Source organism: Paraburkholderia sp. CNPSo 3272, from assembly GCF_024206495.1.
In the GTDB taxonomy this organism is placed as follows: Bacteria; Pseudomonadota; Gammaproteobacteria; order Burkholderiales; family Burkholderiaceae; genus Paraburkholderia.
Map to the genome: position 1 here is coordinate 1 of NZ_JAMBPQ010000066.1, position 26,837 is coordinate 26,837.

14 protein-coding genes and 8 pseudogenes are annotated in these 26,837 nt (G+C 57.7%); 9 read left to right on the top strand and 13 right to left on the bottom strand.

The annotated features are described in order from the left end of the window. The coding region (locus tag M3I53_RS36420; RefSeq protein ID WP_254318699.1) for a transposase at window positions 1-211 on the top strand (211 nt) is incomplete at its 5' end. Window positions 212-1,060: 849 nt separating this feature from the next. Here M3I53_RS36420 and M3I53_RS36425 read toward each other — a convergent pair. The 4 genes and pseudogenes from M3I53_RS36425 to M3I53_RS36440 form a co-directional block, all read right to left on the bottom strand. After that, window positions 1,061-1,513: pseudogene (locus M3I53_RS36425) on the bottom strand (IS3 family transposase); the annotation flags it as partial. Continuing rightward, window positions 1,507-2,053, bottom strand: a pseudogene (locus tag M3I53_RS36430) (helix-turn-helix domain-containing protein). The pseudogenes M3I53_RS36430 and M3I53_RS36425, both read right to left, overlap by 7 nt. 22 nt (window positions 2,054-2,075) lie before the next feature. After that, window positions 2,076-3,002, bottom strand: a complete 927-nt coding sequence (locus M3I53_RS36435) for a class I SAM-dependent methyltransferase (RefSeq protein ID WP_254320596.1) — start codon at window positions 3,000-3,002, stop codon at window positions 2,076-2,078. Then, the gene (locus tag M3I53_RS36440; RefSeq protein ID WP_254320597.1) at window positions 2,999-4,351 is read right to left on the bottom strand and encodes an STM4012 family radical SAM protein; all 1,353 of its coding nucleotides are present in this window, start codon (window positions 4,349-4,351) and stop codon (window positions 2,999-3,001) included. The genes M3I53_RS36435 and M3I53_RS36440 overlap by 4 nt, the downstream gene beginning before the upstream one ends. A 198-nt stretch (window positions 4,352-4,549) precedes the next feature. Here M3I53_RS36440 and M3I53_RS36445 point away from each other — a divergent pair. Continuing rightward, a pseudogene (locus M3I53_RS36445) lies at window positions 4,550-4,627 on the top strand (hypothetical protein); the annotation flags it as partial. Between the two features lie 88 nt (window positions 4,628-4,715). Next, window positions 4,716-5,495, top strand: a complete 780-nt coding sequence (locus M3I53_RS36450; protein WP_254320598.1) for an IS630 family transposase — start codon at window positions 4,716-4,718, stop codon at window positions 5,493-5,495. Between the two features lie 11 nt (window positions 5,496-5,506). On the opposite strand, the gene M3I53_RS36455 is transcribed toward M3I53_RS36450, so the two are convergent. Together M3I53_RS36455 and M3I53_RS36460 are read right to left on the bottom strand one after the other, a co-directional pair. Beyond that, window positions 5,507-5,791 (bottom strand): hypothetical protein, encoded by a 285-nt coding sequence (locus M3I53_RS36455; RefSeq protein ID WP_254320599.1) that lies wholly within the window; start codon window positions 5,789-5,791, stop codon window positions 5,507-5,509. After that, entirely contained in the window at window positions 5,788-6,063 is a 276-nt protein-coding gene (locus tag M3I53_RS36460) for a hypothetical protein (protein ID WP_254320600.1), read from the bottom strand. Before M3I53_RS36460 ends, M3I53_RS36455 begins: the two co-directional genes overlap by 4 nt. A gap of 912 nt (window positions 6,064-6,975) precedes the next feature. Here M3I53_RS36460 and M3I53_RS36465 point away from each other — a divergent pair. After that, on the top strand, window positions 6,976-7,347 hold the full coding sequence (locus M3I53_RS36465; protein WP_254320601.1) for a topoisomerase DNA-binding C4 zinc finger domain-containing protein: 372 nt from the start codon (window positions 6,976-6,978) through the stop codon (window positions 7,345-7,347). A gap of 130 nt (window positions 7,348-7,477) precedes the next feature. On the opposite strand, the pseudogene M3I53_RS36470 reads toward M3I53_RS36465, so the two are convergent. The 4 genes and pseudogenes from M3I53_RS36470 to M3I53_RS36485 form a co-directional block, all read right to left on the bottom strand. Continuing rightward, window positions 7,478-7,573 (bottom strand): annotated as a pseudogene (locus M3I53_RS36470) (IS6 family transposase); the annotation flags it as partial. Window positions 7,574-8,355: 782 nt separating this feature from the next. Beyond that, window positions 8,356-9,389: pseudogene (locus tag M3I53_RS36475) on the bottom strand (IS110 family transposase). A gap of 106 nt (window positions 9,390-9,495) precedes the next feature. Then, window positions 9,496-10,848 (bottom strand): MATE family efflux transporter, encoded by a 1,353-nt coding sequence (locus M3I53_RS36480; protein WP_254320602.1) that lies wholly within the window; start codon window positions 10,846-10,848, stop codon window positions 9,496-9,498. Window positions 10,849-10,883: 35 nt separating this feature from the next. Beyond that, window positions 10,884-17,396 (bottom strand): non-ribosomal peptide synthetase, encoded by a 6,513-nt coding sequence (locus M3I53_RS36485; RefSeq protein WP_254320603.1) that lies wholly within the window; start codon window positions 17,394-17,396, stop codon window positions 10,884-10,886. A gap of 110 nt (window positions 17,397-17,506) precedes the next feature. Between M3I53_RS36485 and M3I53_RS36490 the strand changes: the two genes are divergently transcribed. Together M3I53_RS36490 and M3I53_RS36495 are read left to right on the top strand one after the other, a co-directional pair. Next, window positions 17,507-18,324, top strand: a protein-coding gene (locus M3I53_RS36490; protein ID WP_254320604.1) for an IS5 family transposase whose coding sequence is annotated in 2 segments (ribosomal slippage) — window positions 17,507-17,855 and window positions 17,855-18,324 — 819 coding nt in all. Because the reading frame shifts where the segments join, the coding sequence is not laid out codon by codon here. Between the two features lie 1,724 nt (window positions 18,325-20,048). Then, a complete protein-coding gene (locus M3I53_RS36495; RefSeq protein WP_254320605.1) occupies window positions 20,049-21,377 on the top strand; it encodes an IS110 family transposase in 1,329 nt (442 codons plus the stop codon). 372 nt (window positions 21,378-21,749) lie between these two features. On the opposite strand, the pseudogene M3I53_RS36500 reads toward M3I53_RS36495, so the two are convergent. Both M3I53_RS36500 and M3I53_RS36505 read right to left on the bottom strand, forming a co-directional pair. Next, a pseudogene (locus tag M3I53_RS36500) lies at window positions 21,750-21,908 on the bottom strand (transposase); the annotation flags it as partial. Between the two features lie 159 nt (window positions 21,909-22,067). After that, window positions 22,068-23,336 carry an IS256 family transposase gene (locus M3I53_RS36505; protein WP_254320607.1) on the bottom strand — a complete coding sequence of 423 codons (1,269 nt, stop codon included), beginning with the start codon at window positions 23,334-23,336 and terminating at the stop codon, window positions 22,068-22,070. A 300-nt stretch (window positions 23,337-23,636) separates the two neighbouring features. On the opposite strand from M3I53_RS36505, the gene M3I53_RS36510 reads away from it, so the two are divergent. Then, window positions 23,637-24,383 (top strand): 4'-phosphopantetheinyl transferase superfamily protein, encoded by a 747-nt coding sequence (locus tag M3I53_RS36510; RefSeq protein ID WP_133191091.1) that lies wholly within the window; start codon window positions 23,637-23,639, stop codon window positions 24,381-24,383. Between the two features lie 316 nt (window positions 24,384-24,699). Here M3I53_RS36510 and M3I53_RS38540 read toward each other — a convergent pair whose 3' ends face one another. Then, on the bottom strand, window positions 24,700-25,878 hold the full coding sequence (locus M3I53_RS38540; RefSeq protein ID WP_254320606.1) for a GGDEF domain-containing protein: 1,179 nt from the start codon (window positions 25,876-25,878) through the stop codon (window positions 24,700-24,702). 18 nt (window positions 25,879-25,896) lie between these two features. Between M3I53_RS38540 and M3I53_RS36520 the strand changes: the two are divergent. Then, window positions 25,897-26,529, top strand: a pseudogene (locus tag M3I53_RS36520) (IS110 family transposase); the annotation flags it as partial. A gap of 59 nt (window positions 26,530-26,588) precedes the next feature. Beyond that, window positions 26,589-26,837: pseudogene (locus M3I53_RS36525) on the top strand (DDE-type integrase/transposase/recombinase); the annotation flags it as partial.

Consider the following 26,837-nt stretch of genomic DNA (forward strand, 5'->3'; position numbering starts at 1 on the left):
CGTTGCGCGTCTGATACGTCGGCACTTCGACGGCATCGTCGCCTGGACTCAGACCCGCCAGACCAACGGCTTCATTGAAGCCATCAACGGCTTGTTTCAAGCGGCCAAGCGAAAGGCTCGCGGTTACACGCGCTTCACGACAATGCGCACGGTCCTCTTTCTCGTTGCCGGCAAGCTCGACTTCTCCGGCTTCAACCCGCATGCCTCGTGAGTCGCATCACCCACTCCAAATTCAAAAGAGCCGCAAATGGGAACCGCTTGCCAACGACGCTATAACAGCATGGTGTGCCGCCCTGCCTGACGCACGCGAAGCTAGCACACGCGCGAAGGAAGCCACGCGCGAATTCCGGCGTTCGATCCGACTGTGAGTCAGGAGGCCTTGAATCGAAGCATTCTGAAAGAAGTGTCGTCGGAAGCCGGCCCGCTCCAAAAATTGGGAAACATCAAACGTAACAGCACTTATAGCGGAGTCTTGGATCATGAGGACAATCCTCGCCGCTTCGGCGATTGTATTGCACTCGTTTGCACGATTACCTACGCCACGACCATCGGCAGCGGGCTCACGGAGACATGGCCTTGGCGGGGATAGTGGAGGCGGCAGGCAGCACTGCTTCCGTTATTGCCGCAGCGCAAGCGTCCCATGCTTCAGCTATAGGATCTACGTCAGGCGGTCAAGGAGGCTACTTCTCCGGGCCTCGCGACGGCGGATAGCAACACCTACAAGCCGGGCCATCGAGCCGATGATTAAGCGATTCCGGAAGCCGAATCGGAAACCTGCACGGATAACTGTCCGAGTGTAGATGCGCTCGCAGTCTTACCAATAACCTATGCGCGAAACATGGCAAAGTGGGCCGGCGACAATAAATGAAAACGAAACTGTTTGTAGCAGCAGTAGCATTATTAGCGACCACCGTAGGCCTCTCGTTGCGCCTACATCAGGTGAACAGGATTTGTGAAACCGCGCGCGAAAACCCTAAGGTAGCCATGGGTTCATCAACGACCTGGCCCGGCAACTGGCCGACGACGAGTTCAGCCAGCGGCTGTTGCCCATTCCGAATATCTCGGGCTTCGCCGGCGAGAAGTCCCGTTGCAGCAGGGTTCGGTGCGAGCGGCAGATTGTGCTTGCTGTCCGTAGTGGCCTTGAACCGTCGCTTGGTGCGCGCCTTGATGCCATGCAGCTTCATCAGCCGCTGAATCCGGTCCTTGCTCACGCGAATGCCTTGCGCAAGCAGCTTTTTCCACACGCGCGGCCAGCCGTACTCGCCTTTGGATTCGGCATGGTCGGCGCGAATGTGGACCAGCAGCGCATCGTTGCTGATGCGTCGGCGCGGCCGATCAGGATCAACGTCGCGGGCCTTACGGTTGTGATAACCGCTGGGACTGACGCCCAGCGCCTGGCAGGCCACGGAAACCGGCCATTGCCGGCTATGCCGTTCGATCCACGCGTACTGCACGCCCCCTTCGCAAAGTACGCCGTCGCTTTTCCGAGGATATAGCGCTCCATCTTCACGCGGGGGCTCTGGTGCAAATAGGCGGTCTGTACGAGATTTTTCTTATATAGCGAATGTGGCGCATGAGCTTTTTGTCGAGATCTTTGGTGCTGGTGAATACGCCGCGTGTAATGACGTCGCGCTGGATGCGGGCAAACCAGTTCTCAACCTGATTCAGCCATGACGAATACGTGGGGGTGTAAGGGCACGCCCAACTGTGCGGCCAGCTTACGGCTGCTCCAATGCGTCGAACCATCGGCCAGTTTGCGTCGCAGCGTGTAGTCGAGCACTTTCGCTTCAAGGCGCGCCAGATCGCGGCGCGGAGCGCGGCCGGGATGCCTGCCGTACAGACCCTCAAGACGCTCACTGGCAAAGCGTGTTTGCCACGTTGTGATGAATCGCGAATCGCATCGCAGCTCGCTGATGATAGCCCCGCGCGAGGCTCCTTCGTCGAGCAGCAATATCAGCCGCGCACGCCTCACCCGGCCAACGGCCATGGTCCGGCTGCGCTGCATCGACATCAGTTCTTCGCGCTCAGCTTCACTAAGATTCATTTTGCCCATGCACTATTAGATCAGTGCAATTTCATTGGTTCAATGGACTAGAGTTCCGCAACGAAACTGGTGACGTAAAATACTCGTATTTACCCGTCAAAATGCTCTGTGTGAATTGGAGTCCGTATATCCCAAAAATCCAGTCTTCAACCACATAGTTGCCCGTCAGCTCCGTAGGAGACGTCATGTTCCACCCTGGCATTTCAATCCGATTGACGTGTCTCGGACGAACACCCATCGACTTGACTGCGGTAGCATCGGCTCCAAGGGGTATGCTGTCGAACAAGATTAAAGGAAGATTGTCGCTGTTCGAAAGATCGACCTTCGTCAACGTGAACCGCTCGACCGAGTTTGCTTTTCTCGAGAGAAACTTCTCAACGGCATGCACATGCGTCGGAATACCCGGATGGGAATCCCACTTGGCGTAGAAATCGGAACGAAGAATCTGCCAGTCCGCATATTGCGAGTCGAGATCGCCTCGGTCAAACGAATTGGCATGTCGGCACTCGTGCGGAACTGGGTAGCGAGGAATTCCAATAATCGATGTGAAGTTGTGAAATCCGCCGGGCTTAGTCCGTTGCCTCATTTCCCGAAGCAAGGGAATCCACACGTCTTTCGTCACGAAATGTAACGACGAGTGCGCCATAACTAGATCATAATTTTCATCCGGTACGAAATCCTCGATCCGTGCCTCGATCACATCGATGTTCAAAGAATAACGGTCAGCAATCGAGCGAAGTTTCTTTACGGCGTTCGAGGAAAGTTCCAAGGCGGTCACCTTGTGTCCCCTGAGGACAAGAAAGAGCGCATTTCTGCCTTCGCCACAGCCGATGTCTATAACAGTCGAGTTTCGTGGTAGAAACTGTTCAATTTCAAATACCTCAACACTCGGTCCGCCCATCGTCCACACTTTCGCGTCCGAATAACCTTTCTCCCAAAATCGCTCACTGTTGCTCATCGTGGAACATACCTTTCTTCCAGGGTTTTCACATGGTTCGAGAAAAGATGGTGCGCGACCAAATTACTGTATTTGTAACCCTTCCTGGTCAATCGAATCTTGTCATTGGACGGTGGCTCGATGCACCCCTCAGCCTCAAGTGCATCAATTACGTCCAAAAAATCAGAATACAGATTCCGGCCAAACTGTGATGAATAGTATGTCCCAGAAAGTTGGTTCAGCGTAAGGCTGAGGATGAAATATCTCAAGCGCTCTTCGTAAGCATCAAGAACAATCCCGTACCTCACCATGCTGTGTTCGGTGATTTCGAGGTTCAAATAATCTTCAATGGCCTTGTCGACCTCGTTGAGGTCGACCGCGTAGTCGAAGCTGTAGTGGTATTTTCCGTTGTAGCTTCTTGCGCCTGCTCCAATTCCGATCATCGGAACGCCGAGAAAGTCGGAAGTCTCTTGGGCGTACGCGCTGCTATTCTCTGGCAGACGGGTGAACCTAGTGAAGGACTCTTGTCGGTATCCATTCATTTGCATGAACTCGACATTGCTATCGTAGATCGCATACTTGGTCTGGTCGTCGATGTATCGCTCCGGATGCAATCGCTGCTGCTTATGAATCGCTGTGAGAGGTCGGCTAATTGCAGGATACAGTGAGATAGTCATTGGACCTGATGAAACGATGTGGCGGAGCGAATTTTGCCAGCTTTCGAAGGTCTGACCTGAAAGGCCGTAGATCAGATCCAGATTGAAATTTTCGAAACGCTTTCGGATATTTTCTACCGCAGAGATTGTTGTCGAAACCGGGTATGGGCGACCGCTGGCCTTCAGCTCTGCGGAATCCATAGTTTGGATACCCATACTGATTCGGTTCACGCCTTGGCTTTTCAAGAAATCGAGGAGTTCTTCGGACATCGAGTCGGGAGAACCTTCGACACATAGCTCAGCAGAGGACGCAATATTCGGGAATCCATGTTGAATCGATGAAAAAATCTTTCCGAATTGTTTTTCGTTTAGAATAGTCGGAGTTCCGCCACCAAAATACACAGATACAACTGTCTTCCTTCCTGTGTACTTCGCATAAAATTTGATTTGTTCACATATCTTATCAACATAATTTTGTATTATGTCCTCTGTATCTTGGGTCGTTAGAAATAACGTACAATAAGTACACCTGTATCTGCAAAATGGTATATGGATATATATTGAAGCTGGTCCACGATCACCGGTGTGCCATATTTCCGTAATGTCGATATTATGTAGACTTTTATACGATCTTTTCGAAGGATAACTATATACATACGACTTTAAGTGATTGTTCCTTATAGAATGTCGAATTAAATCCGCGATTTGCTGCATGCTTTTCTCCTGGTCACTTCTGCATTTTGCATGACGATTCTGGATGAATGTGACGCGAAACTTGAAGTTACTGACGAGTGCACCAAATAGTGCGTTGTGCGTTATACGGGCATGAAGACGAAAACTGATGCTCGCAAATTGGACGGTGCCACGCAGGCGGACCTAAGAAAAATGGTGGTGCAGGCCGTGCGTGACAGCATGACGCAGACTGCGGCGGCGAAAACCTACGGGGTGAGCCTGCGAGCAGTAAGCAAATGGATGAAGCTGGCGCGTGACGGCGGCCTGCGGGCGCTGCGACCTGGCAAGCGAGGCCACCTGCCGGGAAGTGGTCGGTTGAATCACCGACAGGCTGTGAGACCGCAGGTTGATCATCGAGCGGCTGCCAGATCAACTGGCGCTGCCGTTTTACCTGTGGACGCGCGAGTCGGTGGCGCGACTGATCGAGCGGGAGTATGGCATCACCGTGTCGGCGTGGACGGCCGGCCGATACCTGAAGGCATGGGGCATGAGTGCCCAGAGGCCTGTGCGGCGAGCGTACGAGCGCAACGATGCGGTGATCGAACGCTGGCTGAACGAAGACTATCCGCAGATCGCGAAAGAGGCGAAGCGTGAGAAAGCAACGATCTACTGGGGTGACGAAATGGGCTTGCGTAGTGATCACATCAGCGGCACGAGCTTCGCGCTTAAGGGCCAAACGCCGGTGGTGCGCGCGACAGGACAACGCTTCGGCTGCAACATGGTCTCGGCCATTACGAACCGCGGGGAGTTGAGCTTCATGGTCTTTGAGGGAACATTCAGGAACGCGACGTTCATCGAATTCATGAAACGCATGTTCAGGCAGGCCACGCGTAAGATCTACCTGATCGTCGATGGACACCCAGTGGACCGATCCGTTGCCGTCAGGCAGTTCGTCGCCGATAACGCCGACCGTCTGCGCCTGATCCGGCTGCCGGGGTATTGTCCCGAGCTGAACCCGGACGAACTCCTGAATCAGGATGTGAAAACCAATGCGCTCGGCAAGAGCCGACCGACCAGCAAGGCGGAAATGATCGGCACCGTCCGCCGGCATCTGCATCGTCGACAGAAGGAGTCGCACGTGATCCGCACCCTGTTCAAGGAAAAGCATGTCCGCTACGCCGCCTGATCAAGTGCGCACTATTTGATGCACCCGTCAGTGTCCTTAAAGCACGCGCGTACCGCCTCAACGAACGTCGTGCACATGAAGACGAACACATCGGTGCCTTCAGGGCGCGACGCGACGGTCAGGTTATGGCCCAGAGGCTGCCCCATCCTGAAGGACGAAGTGAAGCCGATCAGGAACGGCCCCACCCGATAAATCTTGGGGTCGGCGCGCACCGTCATGTACGAACCACCCGCTCCGGCCGAATCGGCACCCATGCAGACCTTCCTGCCATCCGTCAGCGCCACAATGCAGGTCATGCTGCCTCCGTAGGTGTTGCCCGACACAACGCGACGCGCATGCCCTCGCAGGGCCCAGCCGTAGTCCAGTCGAATCCATGCAGTTCGCCCATTGCCGTCCAGAACTGCCTCGCGCCCGCCTCGCGGCTCCATGACGTCTCGCCCGCGGCCGTCACGACCATCGTGATACGCGCCTTCTCGCCAGGCAACTTCATCCGCAGGCGCGCGGCAATCTTGGGCCACTGATTCTCAGTGGCCCGCGTTACCCGGCGACTGGCGTTGAGAACGCTCATTTGACGACCCTCAGTAAGCCACGGTCGACGAGCGCGATGTACGTTGCCGCGATCCATTCGAACGCGAGGTGGCGCCATTCCTCGTGCGTGTACGCAGTCCCCCCGTGATTCCGTCCAGACAAGGGTGCGGGGGTTCGGAGCAGGCGCAGGCTCCGCAACCGTGCTGGGCGCGCGCGCAAAAACGCTGGCTGTGACTGCAGCTCCGTGAGATTTGATTTCGTGTTCAGTCGTCATTTCAATCCACCCGTAATGGTCCGCGAAAAGCAAACGCAAAAGCAAAAGCAAAAGTTGAGCCAACACCACATATGCATCGATCGGTAAGGGTTTCAAGCGCGGCCGCAGTCGAACTCAATGCCCTGCGATGGTGTGAGTTTTGCGATGTGAGGCGGTAAGCGCTCAACCAGATCGCAGCAGGTTCGCGCGGTGGCCATCCGGTGAGCCTGTGCACGAGGTAGGCGTACGGCTGAAGGTCGCTGGCGCTGCATGCAAGTACGACTCTGCCAACGGAGCCTGGCCATCTCGGTGTGGTGTGACGCATTTCGTCCAATCGTGCCGACGGATGTAGGAGATGTGGGGTTGCGGACAAACGGTGCCAGGGCCAGCGGGGCTTCAAACAGTTAGGTTTGGTTCGTCATAGTTCGCTTCGTCTTGCAGGGCTGGTTGCCGCATTCTGCCGCAACCAGTTGTAGGCCTTTTCACCTTGCTCGACGCACTCGAGACAGCAGTGCCGCACACCGGGGCTGCTGCCAGCCGACTGGCGGACGCTGGATCGACGGTTAAGGGGATAGCAGAGGCTCCTTGCCAGTCCCGCCCATTCCGGTCGCCCCGGTCGCGAAGCCGGTGGCGGCACGCCCCCAGCGTCGCTGCTCTGACCACGCGTGGTAAGGTGACCAAGTCCATGACCGCCCGATCATGATGATCGAACCGCAAGTGAAACGGGGCATCTACCTGTGCCCGAAGTGCCGCAAGCCGCTGCAACGCTGGGATGACGTGGTGCCGGCGCGCTGGACATGTACGCGCGCGCCCGCGTGCGGGTACACGCAGGCTGATGAACACGGACGGCCCGCGCCGCCTCAGGAAGCGGGTGCCGCCCAGCCCCGCGGCGTCAGTCAGCGGCCGGCGACGCCATCGACGCGATCGGCCCCGCGGGGTCGGGTTGGAGAGCGTTGCCCGGACTGCGGAAAGGGGCTGCTGATCCAGAAAATCCTCAAATCCAGCGGCCGGCCGTTCGTCGGCTGCAACCGTTTTCCGCAGTGCCGGTTCTTTGGCTGGCCGGGCCGCTGACCGTCCCGGAAGTACCTTGTTGACAGCCGACGACTGCGAAAGGTGCCCGCCGCCCACAAACTTAAAACCCAGCTGGTTCTGTCGCGGTAAGAATGAGAGGTTAGTGAAGTCCCAATACGATATAGACTACTTATCCAGCCAGCGAATAGAACTGCCGTGCGGGAGTTTGACCAACGCCGCCATCGTTCAATTGCCCCTTGACGATCATCTGAATGACTTCGATGCCACGCACGTCACGCATTAACAGGTTGCTGAAATACCTTCCGGGAGGGCTTCACAAAAAATTGCCGACCTCATAGGAAGTCCTGCATGGCGCTCGCGCGACTCCGGTAAGGGGTAGGCCACCCATGAAAACTGCTTCTGAGCACCCTGCAAAACGGTATTTCAGCAACCTGTTAAGGCCCGGCAGCATAGCAGACCGCCATATTGCGACACCCATTAGCCGGCCGAAGTCAAGGCGCAAATCTCTGTCCATCGGTGAATGGTCATGAGGATGGGCATTTTCATCGTCATGACCATTCACCGAAGTTTCTTCCGTCATCTTGTCACGGCCGCCTGCAAGGTTGGGTATCGCATCCGTTTTCTCAAGCTGGTTGCAAACCGAATCGCACCAGACACCCATCGGGTTCAAGCATGCGGTGATGGAACTCACGCCTGCCCTGGCGGTTAGCCGCCCCAGAGAAACTACAAGGGGTTCCCCGTTGAGCACAAGCTCAATCGAAGCTCGCTGTTGATGCATGCTGCAATGCCACGTCGGCGCGCGTGAGAAGGTGAAGGACTGCTGTACTACAACCGGTCATGATGGGCCGTTGGCCCGGACCCTGATGAAAGACGCGCGCAAGGACCTCATTCGTTGGACGGGATAGAAATCCCCGTTTCTCTGACAGGTATGCCTTGCGCGGGTCCAACCCGCTTCACATCACCGCTGGCAGTGCAAAGTGATCGTCTATCCGCTCATGGTTGCTTCGATTCGGTTAGCTTCCTGATCGTTTGGACATAGCGGCCGTGTCATACAGCCGCCGGTTCGTGTTTAAAGGCTTCGCCGTACTTGAGCATCGCCCAGGCCGTGCGTGCGTTTTTTGCGGCGATTGCGACCGCTGCTCGCCAGTAGCCGCGACGCTCGACGACGCTTCTCACCCAGCGGCTGAAACGGTCCTGCTTGTCGCCCAGACTCGCCATCACCGAGCGAGCTCCAAGTATCAGTGATTGCGTAGGTATGCATCTCCCGTCTTCGTGATGCCCCCTAGCCGTGTCTTGCCCCCGCTGCTGTACTGGCTTGGTGTGAGGCCGATCCACGCGGCCACCTGTCGGCCGTTTCTGAAGTCGTGTCCAGCGCCGATGCTCGCAAGCAATGCGCTTGCTGTGGTCGGACCAATGCCACGCAAATGCATAAGTCGCCGGCTACGCCCGTCGTCTCTCGCGATTTCGCTGATTGCGCGGTCGTATTCAGCGAGCCGGGCTTCGATGTTGCTGGCATGCTCAAGCAAATCACTGATGCATCGTCTGGCCCAGCCGGGCAAGGCATCCAGATGAGCCGGGATTTCTCTTCGCAAGCGCTCCGGGCTCTGCGGTAGCACCACGCCGAATTCGGAGAGCAGGCCACGTGCACGGTTGTAGGTCGCGGTCCGTTCCTCGATAAAACCCTGCCGCGTCCGATGGAGGCAGATCGTGGCTTGCTGGTGTTCGTCTTTCAGCGGCACGAAACGCATGCTCGGGCGAGTCACCGCTTCACAGATTGCAGCGGCATCGGCTGCGTCGTTCTTGCCACGCCCTACGGCAAGCACCTGCTCATCCAGATGCAACGCGACGACACGATCGATACCGTGGCTCGCCTCACCGAGGTCGGCCGCACCATCTACACGTGCGCATTTCGCAGCCACACCGGCCGCTGGGAGCCCTTGCCTGGCACCGGCGAGCTTGCCGAAACCACTGACTTGGTGGTCAGTTTGCTGGCCCCGTATCTCGATCCAGATAGTTAAAGCTATTTCAGGGATGTTGTACCTGGCGAATCGAGCGCCGAACTTCTCGCACCAGCAGCGGATCGTCTCGTAAGTGACCACAACACCAAGTTCGAGCATCAACTCCTCGACGTCGCGCAGGCTCAGGAAGCGATGACCATGATAAAGCGGTTTTGTCTTCTTCATTATGTCATTCTACCGCCCCCATTCCATTAACCTGACAGAGCCGGGAGGCCTTGTCGATCTGCCGCATTTCACTGTATAGAATAACACTAGCGATAAGACCCGCTGCCATATCGGCAGCCGCTACCGAGAACAACAGGCCGTCTTGCCCATAAGCCTGCTGCAGCAAGGCCATCAGGGGCATCAGAAACACGCCATGCCGCAGTACCGCTACAAGCGTTGCCCAGATTGCGTCGCCCTTGGCCTGCATGAAAAGCAGGCAGACTTGTTGCACCCCTAACACCGGCAACGCACAATGGAACAGTAAGATCGCGCGGCTACCAATCTCTATCGTCGCCGACTCGTGCGCAAACCAGCCGATGATGGTTCTAGCGTGCCACACGACGCAGCCGGCATAGACTCCGGCGAACGTTAGGGCGACGGCAACCATAGTCCGAACCGCTTGCGCCACCCGTGTCCAGTTACCTGCGCCGACATTAAACCCAACAACCGACTGCGCCCCGCTGCACAGTCCATACAGCGGAAGTACCGCCAGCATCGCCAAGCGGCTGGCCAAACCTAGCGCCGCCACCGATGCCTCACCGTAGCGAGCAGCGAACCCATTGAGCATGGACATGGCCCCTACCGCGAGCAGCGTATTGAGCGCTGGCGGAAGGCCGATGCGGGCGATGCTCGCCAGCCGGCACCAGCAGCGTCCCACCGATGGCCATGATAAGACGATGGCGCCGTGCCTGCCCGCAAAATGTCGCCAATACAAGGTTAAGCCGCACAACTGGGCCAGAAATGTTGCGATGCCAGCCCCTTCGATGCCCAGCCCCAACCAGAAAATCATCACCGGGTCGAGTGCCGCGTTCATTGCGAAGGATGAAACTTGGGTCGTCATGCTGAGCACGGTATTGCCATCCGCTCTCACGATGAAACCACAGACCATATTGAATACCACTGCCACATAGCCCAGCAGCAGCCAATGAAGATAATCCACCGCCAGTGGCAAAGTCGATGGTCCAGCGCCTTGCCATGCCAGCAATCTTGGAGCCGCCAGCCAGCCCGCGATAGCCGCAATCCCAGCAATTACCATCGCCAACCATAACGCGTGCGATGCATAATCGTTGGCAGAGTGATCGTCGGCACGTCCCAGGCTTCGAGCAATCAACGACGCGGCCCCTGCACCGAAGATCTGGCCTATTGCCGTGATGCACATTGCAAACGGGAACGACAATGCCATCGCCGCGAGTGCTGCTGTTCCGAGCCGCCCCACGAAATACGCGTTGAGAAACTGATAAGCAGCACTGACAGTGACGCCAATGACGGACGGAAGAGCCAGCCGCAAGATCAGTGGCAACAGTCGATCGTGGGCCATTGACTGCATCCGTGATGCCGCGACTGCTGGCGTGTTCATACTGTGGCCCCGTCCTTCAACCTTGCTGCGTCCACATCTTCCTGATTGTCCCTGAGGCATCCGGCATAAGCCGCGAGACAATGCAGCAACTGACGTCCCAGCATGTTCGCCTCCTCTGCGGAAAAGCAATGCAACGCACAATGCATCTGGATACGAAGTTTACCGTCCACATTATCGATATATAACCGCAACGTGTGATGACGGTTGGGCCCCATCCCATCACCCGTCCAGATCGTCGGTTGAGCAAGGCCGAGCAGCATGCGCGTACGAAGATTATCTAACACAGCGCGATAGTTGACGACAACACGCGGCCAGTCGAAATCCACCAGCGCCTTCGCCTGATCGTCCGGCAGCAGATACGCCGCCGCCCGTAGCCCAATGCCATGGATCCGTGCCGAATTGCGCTGACGACGCACCGCTTTCAGACGTTCCGCCACACTGAGTCGCCCCTCACAAACGATGGCCAGCGGGACAAGCTCCGCGGTAAAGCCCATAACCGTCGACAGATCCTGACCCGGCAGGAAAGGCGTGCGCAGCATGTCCATGTTGTCCAGAAACAGCCCTCGTCGCTGGTTGCCCTTTCCTGCCACCTCCGCCAAGGCGCATAGGATGACGTCGAACGCGTCAAAGCCGTGCCGGTCCGGATGCAGATCAAGCAGAATCTTTGTCGATTCCGCATCCAGGTCCAGATAGCGAATCCCCTTGCGCGCACACAAGGTCTCGAAAGCAGCATCACTGTGCATCTGCCCAGTATGTAGCATCTCGAACAAGCGGCGGCTGGCATCAGCGCCACTATCGACTGGCTCAACCTCGAGGACTGTTGCACCATCCTCACGCAGCAGCTCCCATGGCCGGCTTCGCCAATAAGCAACGTTGCTGTCCAACGAACCGCTCACATGTTCGCGCAGCGCCTTCACCCATCGATTCAACTGCGCGCGGCCACTGAATGCGGGAACCGGCGCTTGGCCATGCTCTATAGCCAGATAGTAGCGTTCTACTTCCTCCAGCAGGAGCCGGAACCCATAGCCGTCGACCAGGAAATGATGAATTATGATAAAAATCCAACTGTACGGTCGCCCACCGACCTCCGCCTCGATCAATTGGAAACGCGACATCCAGGTACGACCATCGAACCGGAATGCATATTGCGCTTTCTCAGCGATACCAGATACCTCTCGCGTGCAATCACCGAGCTCTGAGTAGGAGCCCAATGCAACTCGCTCCAGATGCAACGCTCCGACTCCGGTATGGAAGCGTAGATCATCGTCATCTCGAGAGATCCTGGTGCGCACCAGTGGGTAGTCTTTCGCCAACCTGACGATAGCGGACTCCAATATGGCCGGATCCAAACGGCAGCTATCGTCCTGCCAGATCGCGCACATGTTGAAATGCTCGTCTAAACCCATGCGCCGATTCATGAAGCGTATCGTAGGCGTTACTTCCACTCCACCGTCGATTTCGCCATCGTGGTGCACCAGTTCGCCGGAGCGGGCATCGATCAGCCCAGCCAGTTCGCGTAAGACTGGATAATCGTACAACTCGCTGACAGAAAAGCGGATGTCCATCTTGGCCGCCTGCGCCACACAGCGCACGCTCAGCATAGAGGTACCACCCAGTGAGAAGAAATGCGCGTCCGCACCAATCATCGACATACCAAGCACTTCCTGCCAAACCGCGGCCAGTGCATGCTCGGTCGTGGTGACCAGCGGCGCGAATACGCCCACCGCGGTTTGCCGTGGCAACGGCAAGCGGGAACGGTCCAATTTACCGCCCGGCAGCTTAGGCAAAGCCCGCAAGCGAACAAATGAACGGGGAATACTGTGGGGCAACAGCGAATGACGGAGCATTTGCCTGAACCCATCGTCTGTCGACGGCAGCTTCGCCTCAGTGCCCACCACGTAGGCAGTCAACAGCGGCTCGCCATCCGCAGCGCGGTGCAAATGCACCGCGGCCTCCTCGACCCCAGGACATTTTCCCAAGACGTGAGAAATCTCATCCAGTTCAACACGCAAGCCATGGATCTTGATTTGGTTGTCGCGCCTTCCGAGGAACTCCAGGCGGCCGTCGTCACGGTGGCGCCCCAAATCGCCAGTGCGATAAGCCACAGTTCCGAAAGGCTGCAACTCTGGCACCGAACTAGCAACAAATCGCTCGGCTGTCAACTCCCTGCTGTCATGGTAGCCACTCGCCAGGCAGTCACCCGTCACCAGGATCTCCCCCACCGCACCTTGAACCACCGGCCGCAACTTGTCATCTACGACGGCTATGCCGACATTGGCCACCGGCTTACCGATCGGGACAGTCCGTTCATCAGCGCCCACTTCGCACACTTCCCCCCAAGCGGCGTTCGAACTACACTCGGAGGAGCCGTAGAAGTTGAACAGACGGGCCTGCGGGAACGCCTCGAGAAAGCGCCGAGCCAACTCCGGTGGCAACACCTCAGCGCTTGAGGTGACCAGCCGCAAATCTGAAACCGACCGTCCATCTGTCAATTGTGCCGTCAAAATGCCGGTGATCAACGGTGGCGAGCACAGCAGATGCGTTACCCGGTAACGATCTAGCTGCAATAGCAGCAGAAATGGATCTTGCAGTTCTTGCTGACTCAGCAGCAAACTAGGAACGCCTTGTAAGAGTGGCCCGAAGATTTCCCATTGACTAGCAACCAGCGCCGCCGACTTCTGCACTACGCAGACATCACCTGCCTGAAATGGGAATTGCCCCCACATCCAGTGCAAACGATTTATGCATGCTGTAGCGGGAACCACAACGCCCTTCGGTTTTCCCGTAGAGCCAGATGTGTAGACGACCTGCAGCACTTCATGCGAGCAAGATGGCGAAGGGGCGGCATCTGTCTCCTCATTGCCGTGTGCAACTTCCTCCGACGGCAGTAAAACCAGCCCTCTGTCACGAAATGCTTCCCGCTGCAACGGCGTGGCAACGAAGGCATTGGGAGCGACATCTTTGGCAATCTCAAGTATGCGGCTTATCGGATAATTTGCCCCGATCACCGAGTAGGTTGCGTGCAGCTTGATCGCAGCTAGAATGACGATCAACGCGTTAATGCCGCGGTCAATGCCAAGCAACACCCTGTCGCCGGCACCAACACCGGCGGCTGCGAGTCTGTTAGCAAAACGGTTGGCTGCACCATCCAACTCAGCATACGAAATGCGGCCGCGCTCCCAGAAATAAGCAGTATCCACTGGCGACATTTTGGCACGCGCTTCGAACATTTCGCGTAGCGTACTAGCGCCTGTATAAGCCAGCCGTCCTCCGTTGTAACGCTTAAGAAAATCCTTTTCAGCTGGGTGCCGCAGATCCAGCTCTGCCAGCGGCGCCGCGGGCGCCGCAATGATCACCTGAATAATTTGCTGCAGGTTGAGCAGCATTCTTGAAACGAGCTCGTCGGAGAACAGCTCAGTGCAATAGGACATCTGCAGGTAGATGCCGTCCCCCTCTTCCTGACAGTAAAGAGTGAGATCGTACTTCGTATAACCGTTCTCCAATTCGCGTGCGACAATTGACACATCGTCCTGCCCCTCAGAAATTAGCTCTGCTTTCTCCGAATACATGTTGAACATCGCCTGGAATACGGGGGAAAAATTGCTTCCACGTACCACGTCAACTGTTTCCAACATCCGACTGAATGGATATGCCGCGTTGAAGTCAGCACCGATGACAGTTTGCTGCGTCGTGGCCAGATGTTCGATGAATGACTTGTCAGGATCCATCTTCGCCCTTAGCGGCAACATGTTTAGGAAGAACCCCAACAGCTTTTCCGTACCTGACTGTTTTCGCACTACATTCGGAGTGCCGACGATGATATCGTCCTGTCCGCTGTACTCTCTCAATAAAGCGTAAAAAGTCGTCAGTAACACGCTGAAAAGCGTGGTGCGATTGTCCGCCGCAAGTTCGCGAAGTCTGGACGCCGCGAGAGCCGGAATTTGTATGGCGTATGACTTACCGGTGTAACGCATCCGCCTCGGACGAGGCTTATCGGAAGGCAGGGTCAGCACCGGCAACTCACCCGACAGCTGTTGTGCCCAGTACGAGCGCTGTCGCGCCCAGCAGTCCGATCGAAACTGCTCAGACTCCCATTTCGCGAAATCCTCGAACGAAATTTCGGCTTTGATACCGTCCTCTGAACTGACTCCCGCCTTGTAAAATTCACGCAGTTTGCGCACCATCACCGAAAGCGACCACGCGTCCATAATGATTTCATGCGTGGTAAAGATGACAACATGCCGGTCTGATCTCTCTCGTACTAGTAGTGCGCGATACAGTGCGCCTGCGGCGAGATCAAAGGACGGTTGAAACTCGCTCGCCTTCAATTCAGCCAACCTGGGGGCAGGTTGGTCGCCGCAAAGGTCTATAAAGCGCAAACTACCCTTCGGCGGTGAATCGAAGGTCAAATATGGATTGCCACTCTTTTCGACGAATCGAATGCGCAGTGTGTCGAAGTACTGCACCACCGCATCCCAAGCCCGACTAAAGCGATCTCGATCAAGCTCTCCGCAGCATTCGAGCGCCGCTTGCAAGGTATAGTTGGATGCTGTTGGATCAAGCTTCCACAAAAACCATAAGTGTTTTTGAATGTGGCTGGCCGGAGCCTCTCCGCCCTCAGCACGGCGACTGGCGACAATGGCGGGAAGCGACTCATTCCCACCCTCTTTCTCGGCCAGAAGTTCGGTTAACTCATCTATTGAGCAATGGTACAGGTCAACCACCGAAACTTCGCAGGCGAATTCGCTCCGAATACGGTTGATCGCAAGCATGGCGCGCAGCGAGTCACCGCCCATCAGCAAAAAGTTGTCGTTTCGCCCCAGCCGGTCTAGATGCAGTATCTCGGCTAACAGCCTGCACAACCGAACCTGAACACCGTCAGTGGGCTCCAGATATTTCACATCGGACAAAGGACGCAAACTTTCCGGGGAAGGCAATTGCTTGTAATCAAGTTTGCCATTGGCGTTTAATGGTAATGTCGCCATCTCGAAGAAAAGATCAGGCAGCATGTAGTCAGGCAACTGACGCGACATGTGTTCGCGTAAAGCGCTCCGTGTAACCTCCTCTCGAAGCTTGACGAAGGCCACGAGGCGCGGAAGTCTTTCCGCTTCCCCTAGACTAGTCAGTGTTTCCCTTGCCGTCAGTTTCACCCGATTGTCAGCGGGGTAATGCACCACTACGGCCGCGGCCTCGACTGCTGCATGTAACCCCAACACACCTTCCACTTCGTTTAGCTCAATACGGTAACCACGCAGCTTGACCTGGCGATCTGCTCTTCCGAGACACTCCAGTAAGCCATCCTCACGCAGCCTCACGAGATCACCAGTCTTGTATAATCGATCATATCCGCGCTTATCGCTGAAAGGGTTAGCCACAAAAGCCTGCTCGGTACGCGCGTCGTCGTTAATGTAACCACGCGCAAGGCCAACGCCGGCTACACAAAGTTCGCCTACGTCACCTGACGCAACAAGCGTCAGCGCCGCAGCATCTGGCCTGACCACATAGATCTGCAGATTGTCTATCGGTTTCCCGATTGGCATAAATGCCTGACCTTCCGCCGGAGAGTTAGAGATCAGCGCATGCGTGACACCGTCGGCACATTCAGTTGGTCCATAATGGTTGAGGATGGGAATAGACGGGTACATCGCCAGCCAGCGTCGGCATACGTCGGGCGGCAATGCCTCCCCGACGGTGGAGATCCTGCGCAGCGCCGGCAGCGCGCGTGCATCGATCAATTCGACTTCGGCCACAAACGAGCGTAGTAGCGAGGGCACAAATTGAATGACCGATACTTGGCATTCGCGCAACTCAAGCAGCAGCCGCGACGGATCGCATACGACGTCTCTATCAATGATCTGTGTGCACGCCCCCACTTGCAGCGCCGCCATAAACTGCCACAGAGAAATGTCAAAACAGTGCGATGCAGTCTGCGCCACCTGGTCAGTTCTACTGATCTCCAGATCGCGGACTTTAGCGTGCAAGTGATTGATGAAGCTCCGCTGTTCAATCATTACGCCCTTTGGGTTACCGGTGGTACCCGAAGTAAAAATGACGTAGGCAAGATCACTGCCTTTGCCTCTGAGCCCGACAAAGGCTGCGCGAGATTCTTGCGCTTCTTCAATATCAAGAAGCACTAGTTCCGGTTTGGTTGCCTGCAAATACGCCGCCTGTTCGTAGCAGTTACGGGCGGTCAGCAGCAGGCAGCATTTGCTCTTCTCCAGCATGTAATCCAAACGTTCCGCTGGATACTGGCGATCAAGCGGCATATAGGTACCGCGAATCTTAAAAATGGCAAGCATCGCAGCCAATAAATCAATTCCTCGCTCCATCAGCACGCCGATGACGGGCGCCTCGCGGCCACAGCGCTCGGTCAGCGCCATTGCGATGCGATTGGACTGCTCATCAAGCTCCCGATAAGTTACCGACTCGCTGCCATGCCTTGCTGCTATATGTTGCGGATAACGCCGTGCCACATCACAAAAGTAGTCCACTGCCAATAGTGTTTTCATTTAAATCTCGCTCACTCGCCTAAGAAGCGGTTTCAAAAAGGCTTCGTAGGGGCTGTTAACCCGTAACGCAACCTGTTAACCTCGATCGTCGTGACAACAGGATCGAGGAGATGGGCAAACCAATCATCGATGACGAACTGTGGGCACTGATCGAGCCACTGCTACCACCAGCGAAGCCACGCCGCTTCAAGTATCCGGGCCGCAAGCCGGTGCCGGATCGGGCTGCACTGACTGGCATCTTGTTCGTGCTGAAGACCGGTATCCGGTGGCGGGACTTGCCTGCGGAGATGGGATGCGGTTCCGGCGTCAGTTGCTGGCGCAAGCTACGCGATTGGCAGCAAGCCGGCGTATGGGATCGATTGCACGCAGTGCTTCTGGCGAAATTGCGAGCGGTGGACAAGATCGACTTCTCGCGCGTGATCGTGGATTCGTCATCGATTCGCGCGGTTGGGGCGGGCGAAAAACTGGCCCGAACCCCACCGATCGAGCACGACCCGGATCCAAGCACCACCTCGCCACCGACGCCAACGGAACGCCGATCGCGGCAATCCTGACTGGCGCCAATCGTAACGACGTCACCCAACTCGTTCCGCTGATCGAGGCCATCGTGCCGATCGGCGGTAGGCGCGGGCGGCCTTTGAGCCGCCCTTGCTGCGTCTATGCCGACCGGGGTTACGATCACGACAAATACCGACGCGCTCTCCACGAACGCAGTATTCCCACCAGCATCGCGCGGCGCGGCCACCCGCATGGCAGTGGCCTCGGAAAAGTCCGATGGGTCGTCGAACGTACACATGCCTGGCTGCATAATTTCCGCCGTCTACGTATTCGCTTCGAACGTCGCGCTGACATTCATGAGGCATTCCTCAAACTCGGCTGTTGCTTGATCTGCTGGAACACTCTTCAACGCGTTCAGCAGTCGTTGTGAAACCGTCTCTAAATGCTTGAACTAACCGACCCTATACTAAAACAGCTGCCTCGGTCGGACGACATCCCAAGTATCCGTGCAATGATCGTCGAATGGTTCATTGCACTTGGATTGGATAACAGGCTAACTTGCTAGCTTAAGATATCGAAAATCACATCCTCTTCGCGTTCTACACGTATTCGATATATTGATATCTATTCACTTGAATGTGTCACTTGCTCTACTAAATTGAGCCGCATTTCACGGAGACCCCCAATGCAACAACCATGACCACTGGTTACAATTAGAATTCGTACCTATAACCGCGAAAAATGCTGGTGGCGCGAGCACGTCACAATTCGACCCCGCATACATCGTCCTCAGACCGCACCTTGCTATGAAGATGCGAGACCAAACCCACCGAGTGCCCGCATCGCGTAACGGCGCTATATCTCGCGCCAGCCCCTCAGTTCTTCCGAATCCGAGGCTTTGGTTTCGTGTTCATGCTCCGTTACCTCCCGCTTCAATTTCCCTCCGACAGCAGATGCAATAGTTGAGCCAACGCCACGACACACCGGAGAGATAACTCCCAACACATTGCTGGTCGGGATGATGATTGATGGGCACTCACCCTCCAAAACGCTTGCGGGATCTTCCGCGAAGTATCGTTTGTGGAATTGGCTGTGTTGCATACCTGACAATGTTGGATATGCAACATCACGAATTGCCGCGACGAGTGCCGATCAAAGCGACGAACTTACTGACGAGTGCATCGTGCGACACGTGCTGCTGCCCGCAGCGTGTCGAATCATCAGGTAGTACAGGGCAGCAAAGCTCGTTTCTGTCTTGTCGCACCTCCATCGCTGAAGTATGAACGACGGATGCTGCGACCTGTTGCGCGACCAACAGTTGCCTACCTGGACATGCGTGATTGGTAACGATTGCGTGTGGAGCTCCGGGAACAACGTCTTTTTCGCAAGACACCCCGTCTCGGCGACGAGATTGGGGACGACGCTTCTAGCCGCAGTGCGGCGTGAAGGCCAGGCAAGTTCCGTATGTGCAACATAGGTGAACTGTTGATAAACCTCTTGACATCAAATGGGCCAAAGCGGCTGTCAGGCCCAAACCAAAAGGTATGTAGCCGGTTGTCCCTTTGATGCAACGGGAACACGTCGTCATAGCGCTACCGAGGAATAGACAGGCACTAACCGGACAGGCCCAGAACATCGGGGCGGCAGGAACGGGAACGTGGTAAGCCCGACTCACCGCCAAACTCGCGGAACATTGTGGAATGGCAGGCAACCCGTAAGGAGAGCTGTTGGTGGAGCGGGTATGAGAACGCGGAGAAAGCGAATGGCGGGCTGTAATGGCCTGCATAGGGGTTCGAACTTTGCCCTAACCCGAAAGGGTGCAGACTTCCGCCTGGTGCAGTTGTCGCAGGTCCACGTTTCCGCGTTTGAGATTCATCGAGGGGAAGCTTGAGAGCATTTCAATCCCGTGCCGGGTCCGGCGTTCGCGGAGAAACAGGGATGAGGTAAACAGGTGAACGGCAGCGCCGCAATGACCGACCGTCCAATGGTGCGCACCTGTGGCCGGCACGCCATCAGGTGAGCCCGCTTGAGAGCATGGTCCGGGATTCGTCGGCGACAGTGGTGAGCAGCGCGAGCTGCATCCCGTTCACGAGATCGAGTCAATTTCGACGCATCCCATGGCGCTGCCGTCCACCCACGATCATGAGGTCAGCGATGGCGATGCGCAAGCACGAAGACAGTCCCGAAGTGTTTCCGAATGCGGCGGGGATCGATATTGGCGGTTCGAGTCACTGGGTCGCAGTGCCCAAGGCAGCGAACGAGGAGCAGGTGCGTGAGTTCGGCACGATGACCGACGATCTGCACGCGATGGCGGACTGGCTGCTCGCTTGCGGGGTTGATACGGTCGCCCTCGAATCGACCGGCGTATTCTGGATACCCGTACATGAGGTGCTGGAGCAGCGCGGGCTGACAGTGTGGCTCGTCGACGCGCGACAGATGAAGTACGTTCCGGGTTGCAAGAGCGATGTGGACGACTGCCAATGGCTCCAGAAGCTGATGAGCCTGGGCCTGCTGCGGGCGGCCTGGCGCCCGGGCGACGAGGTCTGGGTGGTGCGCGCGGTGGTGCGTCAGCGCGAGGTACTGCTCACCGAGCAGGCCAGCTGGGTGCTGCGCATGCAGAAGGCGCTGGTGCAGATGAACCTGCAGCTCACCGAGGTGCTCACGGATGTGATGGGTGCGACTGGCCAGGCGATCATCCGTGCAATCGTAGCCGGCGAGCGCGACCCGAAGGCCTTGGCCAGCCATCGTCATACTCCGGTCAGGCGCAGCGAAGAAGATATCGTCCGCGCGCTGACGGGCAACTGGCGCGAGGAACACCTGTTCGTGCTGCAGCAGGCGCTGGCGATGTTTGACAGCCTCGCGCAGCGCATCCTCGAGTGCGACGCGAAGATTGAGGCGCTGCTGGTACCCCTTGGACGTCACGACATCCCCCTTGATGGACCCGGCAAGCGGCGCAGCAAGAACGCCCCGCAGTTCGATGCGCGTGCGGCGCTGGCGCGCTGGGCGGGTGTGGACCTGACGCGCATCAACGGCCTGTCGGTCACCACCGTGATGACGATCCTCTCGGAAATCGGCCCGGACCTGAGCCGCTTTGCGAACGTCAAGCACTTCTGCTCATGGCTCGGGCTGTGCCCCGGCACGAAGATCAGCGGCGGCAAGGTGCTCAGCGCGCGTACGCGGCGCTCCACCAACCGCGTGCGCCAGGCGCTCAAGATCGCGGCCATGAGTCTGTCGCGCAACGCTTCTGCGCTGGGTGCATTCTACCGGCGCCTGTGCGCGCGCATGGACAAGCCGCGCGCCAATACGGCCGTCGCCCACAGGCTCGCGCGCATGGTGTACTTCATGCTCACGCGTGGTGAGGCCTTCGTCGACCAGGGGCAGCAGCGCTACGAGGAGCAGCAACAGCAGCGCAGCATCGCCGCGCTCAGGCGCCGCGCGTCCGCGCTCGGCTTCGAGATCACGCCGACCGTCCTAACCCCCTGAAAATCCGCGGTATTTTTAATGTTTCTCACGAGACCGTCCTTGTGCGGTTCAGCGCCCCTCGTCTCAGCGATGAGGCGCTTGCGAAGGTTTCGAAGGTTTCGTGCAACTCGGCGAGACCGACGTCAGCGGGACGCTTAATGCTGTGCGCGAGCGGAGTGCGGTGAAAGTCGCACGCTCCGTTCTTCGGGGGACGCTTTTCCGAGAGGGAATGCAGCTACCCTCTAAATAGTGCGTAGTTGGATGTGCTTTTCCTTGAACAGTTTGCGGATCACGTGAGGCTCTCTTTTGCCGACGATGCGGATAGGCGTTGTCGTAAATCGAACGTAAGGACGAAGTGATCCCCATGTTTTCGATCTCAGGCAATTCGAACGGACTGCGGGCGGGCGAGTGCCGCCATGCGGTTGAGCCGGACAGCATCTGCACGAGCGCATCCGCATAGATGCATGGGTGGCCCCGAGCGCCCACCTCGGATTCCGGTGCTGCAGCAAAAAGATCAGGGTCAATCCACATCGTTACATCCCCTCGAGCAATGGGTGACAATGCCGGCTGTGGTCGTGCGATGTCAAATAGAGGAGCGCGAGGACGGCGTCGTCAATCGCTGGTGTGTCATGTTCATGGGGTTCATCTCGATATCGTTTGAACCCGTGGAACCTGTCCGCGTTTTTGTGGGCGAGGCGGTTTAAAAGAACGTTACCCTCGCGCCGTCGTGAATCGGTCGCCAAACAGGATGGCAAACTGGTTCATCGCGGATTTCCAGTCAAAAGTGGCCCGTACCGACTTGGCCAGCACGTTGCGTAGCGCTAGCCAGAGTAGTTTGATTGCAGCCTCGTCATTGGGGAAGTGGCCCCGCGTCTTGATGATCTTGCGAAGCTGCATGTTCAGACTTTCGATGGCGTTGGTCGTGTACACAACCCGCCGAATCTCGGGTGGAAACACAAAGAACGGCGTGACGTGCTCCCAGGCCCGCTGCCAGCATTGGACAATCATCGGGTACCTGGTTCCCCAGGGACCGTCTGTGAACGTCTGCAGGGCAAGCCGCGCGGCCTGCTCGCTCACCGCGCCATAGATCGGACGCAGCGCTGCCGCGATCGTCTTGCGGTCCTTGTAGCTGGCGTACTCAAGACTGTTGCGGATCAGGTGCACGATGCACGTCTGCACGGTGGTGCGCGGGTAAGCGGTGCCAATCGCTTCGGCCAGTCCCTTGAGCCCATCAACGACCGCGATCAGGATGTCCTGGCAACCGCGGGTCTTGAGTTCGTTGAACACCTTGAGCCAGAACTTCGCACCCTCGGTCTGCTCGATCCACAGTCCGAGCACGTCACGCTGGCCGTCGGCCTGGACGCCCAGGGCCAGATACACAGCCTTGTTGCTCACCACGCCATCGCCACGGATCTTCACGCGCAGCGCGTCGAAGAAGACCACCGGATACATCGGCTCAAGCGGGCGGCTTTGCCAGGCGAGCGTCTCAGCCATCACCTCGTCGGTGACCGAGCTGATGAAATCGGGCGACACTTCGGTGCCGTAGGTCTCGGCCAGAAACGCCTGGATCTCGCGCACGCTCATGCCACGCGCGTACATCGCGATGATGCGCTCGTCAAAGCCGGTGAAACGACGCTCATGTTTGGGAATCAGGATCGGTTCGAAGCTACCGTCGCGGTCCCGCGGCAGTTCAACCCTGAGCGGGCCGTGATCCGTGATGATCGTCTTGCCGGTGGCGCCGTTGCGCTCGTTGGTCTGGCCTTCGGGCTTGGGCTGCCCCGGCGGGTAGCCCAGATGCCTGTTCATCTCGGCGCCCATCGCGCGCTCGATGACGGCCTTGTTGAACGCCAGCATCAGGTCCTGGACCTCGGCGGGCGTCATCGGCCCCTTGACCAGTTCGTCAAGCAGGCCTTCAGGCAGGGCAGGCAGCGGCCCTCGGGCCGCTGCCTGCGAAGCTACCGTGCGCTTCTTCATCGGCATATCCATGATTTTTACCTCTCATGATATGCCTCGCCCACGAAATGACGGATAGGTCCAACCCGTGCGCAAAACCGTTCGTGACTCGACAGAATTTCATCGGCCGACTAAACGAACGCACGTGATCCACAACCTGTTTCAGGGAAAGCACGCCCATTTTTCCGACTGAAAACCGACACACATTCGATGAACTGGCCAGTAACATCCATTCGGGGCAGTTCGGCTCGGGCTTGAGCACCTCTGTTCCTCGCGCGGCATAATCGCACAGGAACTGCCTGTTACCGTCACTCACGGAGTGAATTGATGATCGTCCCTGCAACTTCGGCTTTCAATGTGCACGAGCTCGCTCCACCGCGTGCCTCCCCAGCAGATATTGAAATATTTTGCGTCAGCTTCGATTTTCGCGTCATGCTCGACAGTCCCGCATTCGCTCCGCTCTCGGACGATGAGCGTGCGAAGGTCGCGCGCTTCCGGCGCCGCGACGATGCGCTGCGTTGTGCGGTGACGCGCGTCGTGCTGCGTCAGTTGCTCGCGGAACGAACAGATTCGGAGGCCAGTGAATTGCGTTTCGAGCGAGACACCGGCGGACGGCCCCGTCTCGATAAGTCGATGCAAGGCGGGTCCGGTGGACAACTCGACTTTAACGTTTCGCATTCGGAACAGTATGCTCTGATCGCAATTGGCCGGCGACGGAGGGTTGGTGTCGATATCGAATTTGCTCGCAAAGACATCAACTGGAGGAAGCTGGCATCAGCGGTATTTGCGCCGCGCGACGAGGCACAAGTGACCGCTTTGCCGATGTACAGGCGAACCGACGCGTTTTATGACGTATGGACAGCAAAGGAAGCGGTGTTGAAGACACTTGGCGTCGGCATCGGAAGGGGCATGACATGGTTTTCTGTACTTGGAGACAGGCAGCACGAGCCAAGTATCGCAGTTAGCGAGGAGAGCGTATGCAATCGCGACTTGATTGCGAAACTCGACGCAGTTTGGCTTCGCGCCCTGAGCGGTTATGCCGCATGTGTCGCGTGGTCGCGCGATGTCGCTTAGTCGGATGCGTAGTCGCAATGCAGGTTGAGCGCTTTCAGAACTTTACTCTGATCAAAGTTTTTGTCTGGCGCGAAGCGAATTTGGCGTGAGCCGTAGAAGCACGGGTTCGCCAACGAGCATGACCTTGCGTTCGCGGCCGAGGCGGCTCCCGAGAGGACGAGGGGTTGTGGCGGCACTGTCAAGAAGCGGGCGTGGATTACCTTTATCGAAGAAACATAATTATCCTTATTAGATAGCTTTGTCGGATGCGATAGGGACAGTCCAACCATGCCATGTGGCGAAACGTTCCTGAGCACGGCACGATGATATGCCGCGTTCATCTGATGTCTGAGCAGCGCGAAATGCTGTCCCTTACGGAACTGCATCGTCCCTGCACGGAAGACACCCAGCAGGCGCAGCGGTGAACGCCAGCGCAGCGCCCTACTCGGTCATCGCCGTCGTGGACGTCCCGCCTTCCGCGGGATAGACATCCGCGATCACGCAGTCGCGGCCCGCGAGTTTCGCCTTGTGGAGCATATGATCGGGACGCCTGAAGAGGTGCGTGAGATCGTGCCCCGTCGCCCGGCGCCGCAAACGCGATGCCGAAGCTCGCCGTGATCCAACAGGTCTCGCCCGAATCCGCAATCACGACGGCTTCGCCGATCCGCTGCCGCAGCCGCTCGGCAAGCGCGGCCGCAACCGGGAACTGCGCGTCGTCGAGCGCCACCAGCACCGCGAGCTCCTCGCCGCCAACACGCGCGACAACACGCGCGACAACATCGGACTGCCGCGTGGTGCGGCATAGTTCCGCGATCACACGCAGCGCCTCGTCGCCCGTGCCGTGTCCGTAGGAGTCGTTGATGCGTTTGAAGTGGCCGACGTCGAACATCAGCAGCGCGACGCGCTGCGAGGCGACGCCGGTGTCGTCGAGCAGCGCGCGCGCCCGGCGCTCGAACGCGCGGCGGTTCAACAGCCGCGTCAGCGGATCGGTATCGGCCATCGTCGCGAGCTCGCGGATCAGTTGCCCGCGCTCGGTATCGAGCTGCGCACGCTCGACACTGTATTGCCGCAGCACGTGCGTCGCTTCAAACAGTTCGCCGATTTCCTCGCGGCGATGCGAAGACGGAATCTCGACCGCCAGATCGCCCTTCGCGATCGCGCGGATCACGCGGGCCGCCAGCGCGAACGGCCGCACCACCTCGCGGCGGAACATCAGGATCAGCCACGCGAGCGCACCCAGCAAAACCACGACCGCGACGATCGCGCCCGCCAGCGTCAGCATCGCCGAGCGCAGATGGCGCCGCAGCTTGCCCTGGGTTTCCGCGAGCAGCACGTCGCGCAACTGCGTGATCGACAGCATCGTCGGCACGTACTGTTCGGCGAACTGGCCGGTCGAAACGTGCGCGCCGCCCGGGTGCGTCGCCAGTTCGCGAACCGTCGAGGGCTCTGATGTGATGGACGACTCCCGCCCTTCGGGGCTCGGCATATGCCAATGTGGAGAAGTCGTGACTTCCACGGCAAAGGAGCGTTCATCATGAAGATAGCCACTGTCGGACTGGATCTTGCAAAGACTTTATTCCAGGTTCATGGAGTCGATTCGCAGGGGCATATCGTCGTACGCAAACAGCTGCGCCGCGCTGACGTACTGGCGTTTTTCGCGAAGCTTGACCCGTGCGTGGTCGGCATGGAGGCATGCGGGTCTTCGCACTATTGGGGCCGGGAACTCACGAAGCTTGGACACACGGCGTGCCTGATTGCCCCACAGTTCGTTCGACCTTACGTAAAGAGCAACAAGACCGATGCAGCCGATGCTGAGGCAATCTGCGAGGCGGTAAATCGACCGCACATGCGCTTTGTACCGATCAAGACGCAGGCGCAACAGACGATGCTTTCTCTGCATCGGGCACGTGCCGGGCTGGTTAAATCCCGTACGGCAGTGGCCAATCAAATCCGCGGCTTGCTGAGCGAGTTCGGCATTGTCCTGCCGCAGGGCATCCGGCTGCTCGGGCAAAGGGTCATCGAAGCCCTTTCTAATCGCGAGCATGACCTTTGCGAACAGTTCCGGACTCTGATCCAGTTACTTGTGGAGCACTTACGCGAACTGGGCAACAAGGCAGCTGAACTGGAGGGACGCATCCGCGCGATGCATCGTACGGATGAGGCCGGGCAACTTCTCGAAACAATTCCCGGAGTCGGGCCGCTCACTACGCCCTGTCTCTTACTCCACTCAAGCTGCGCGGCAAGTGGGTCTATCTTTATCGGGCGGTGGATCGGGTGGGCCAGACGGTTGACTTCATGCTCCGTGCAAAGCGCGACGTGGAGACGGCAAAAGCCTTTTTCAGGAAGGCGATCAAACATCAGGGCCAGCCACCGAAGATCATCACGCTTGACGGCTATGCGGCCTCGCACCGCGCCGTGCGCGAGATGAAGGCCGATGGCTTGCTGCCTGAGGACACGAAGGTCCGATCCTCGAAA

What these genes read in the sequence shown, in the direction of transcription:
- M3I53_RS36465 (WP_254320601.1), top strand. Translation starts at nt 6,976, where the DNA reads ATGATGATCGAACCGCAAGTGAAACGGGGCATCTACCTGTGCCCGAAG.
- M3I53_RS36495 (WP_254320605.1), top strand. Translation starts at nt 20,049, where the DNA reads ATGGCGATGCGCAAGCACGAAGACAGTCCCGAAGTGTTTCCGAATGCG.
- M3I53_RS36460 (WP_254320600.1), bottom strand. Translation starts at nt 6,063, where the DNA reads ATGAGCGTTCTCAACGCCAGTCGCCGGGTAACGCGGGCCACTGAGAAT.
- M3I53_RS36435 (WP_254320596.1), bottom strand. Translation starts at nt 3,002, where the DNA reads ATGAGCAACAGTGAGCGATTTTGGGAGAAAGGTTATTCGGACGCGAAA.
- M3I53_RS36455 (WP_254320599.1), bottom strand. Translation starts at nt 5,791, where the DNA reads ATGACCTGCATTGTGGCGCTGACGGATGGCAGGAAGGTCTGCATGGGT.
- M3I53_RS36480 (WP_254320602.1), bottom strand. Translation starts at nt 10,848, where the DNA reads ATGGCCCACGATCGACTGTTGCCACTGATCTTGCGGCTGGCTCTTCCG.
- M3I53_RS36440 (WP_254320597.1), bottom strand. Translation starts at nt 4,351, where the DNA reads ATGCAGCAAATCGCGGATTTAATTCGACATTCTATAAGGAACAATCAC.
- M3I53_RS36510 (WP_133191091.1), top strand. Translation starts at nt 23,637, where the DNA reads ATGATCGTCCCTGCAACTTCGGCTTTCAATGTGCACGAGCTCGCTCCA.
- M3I53_RS36485 (WP_254320603.1), bottom strand. Translation starts at nt 17,396, where the DNA reads ATGAAAACACTATTGGCAGTGGACTACTTTTGTGATGTGGCACGGCGT.
- M3I53_RS36505 (WP_254320607.1), bottom strand. Translation starts at nt 23,336, where the DNA reads ATGCCGATGAAGAAGCGCACGGTAGCTTCGCAGGCAGCGGCCCGAGGG.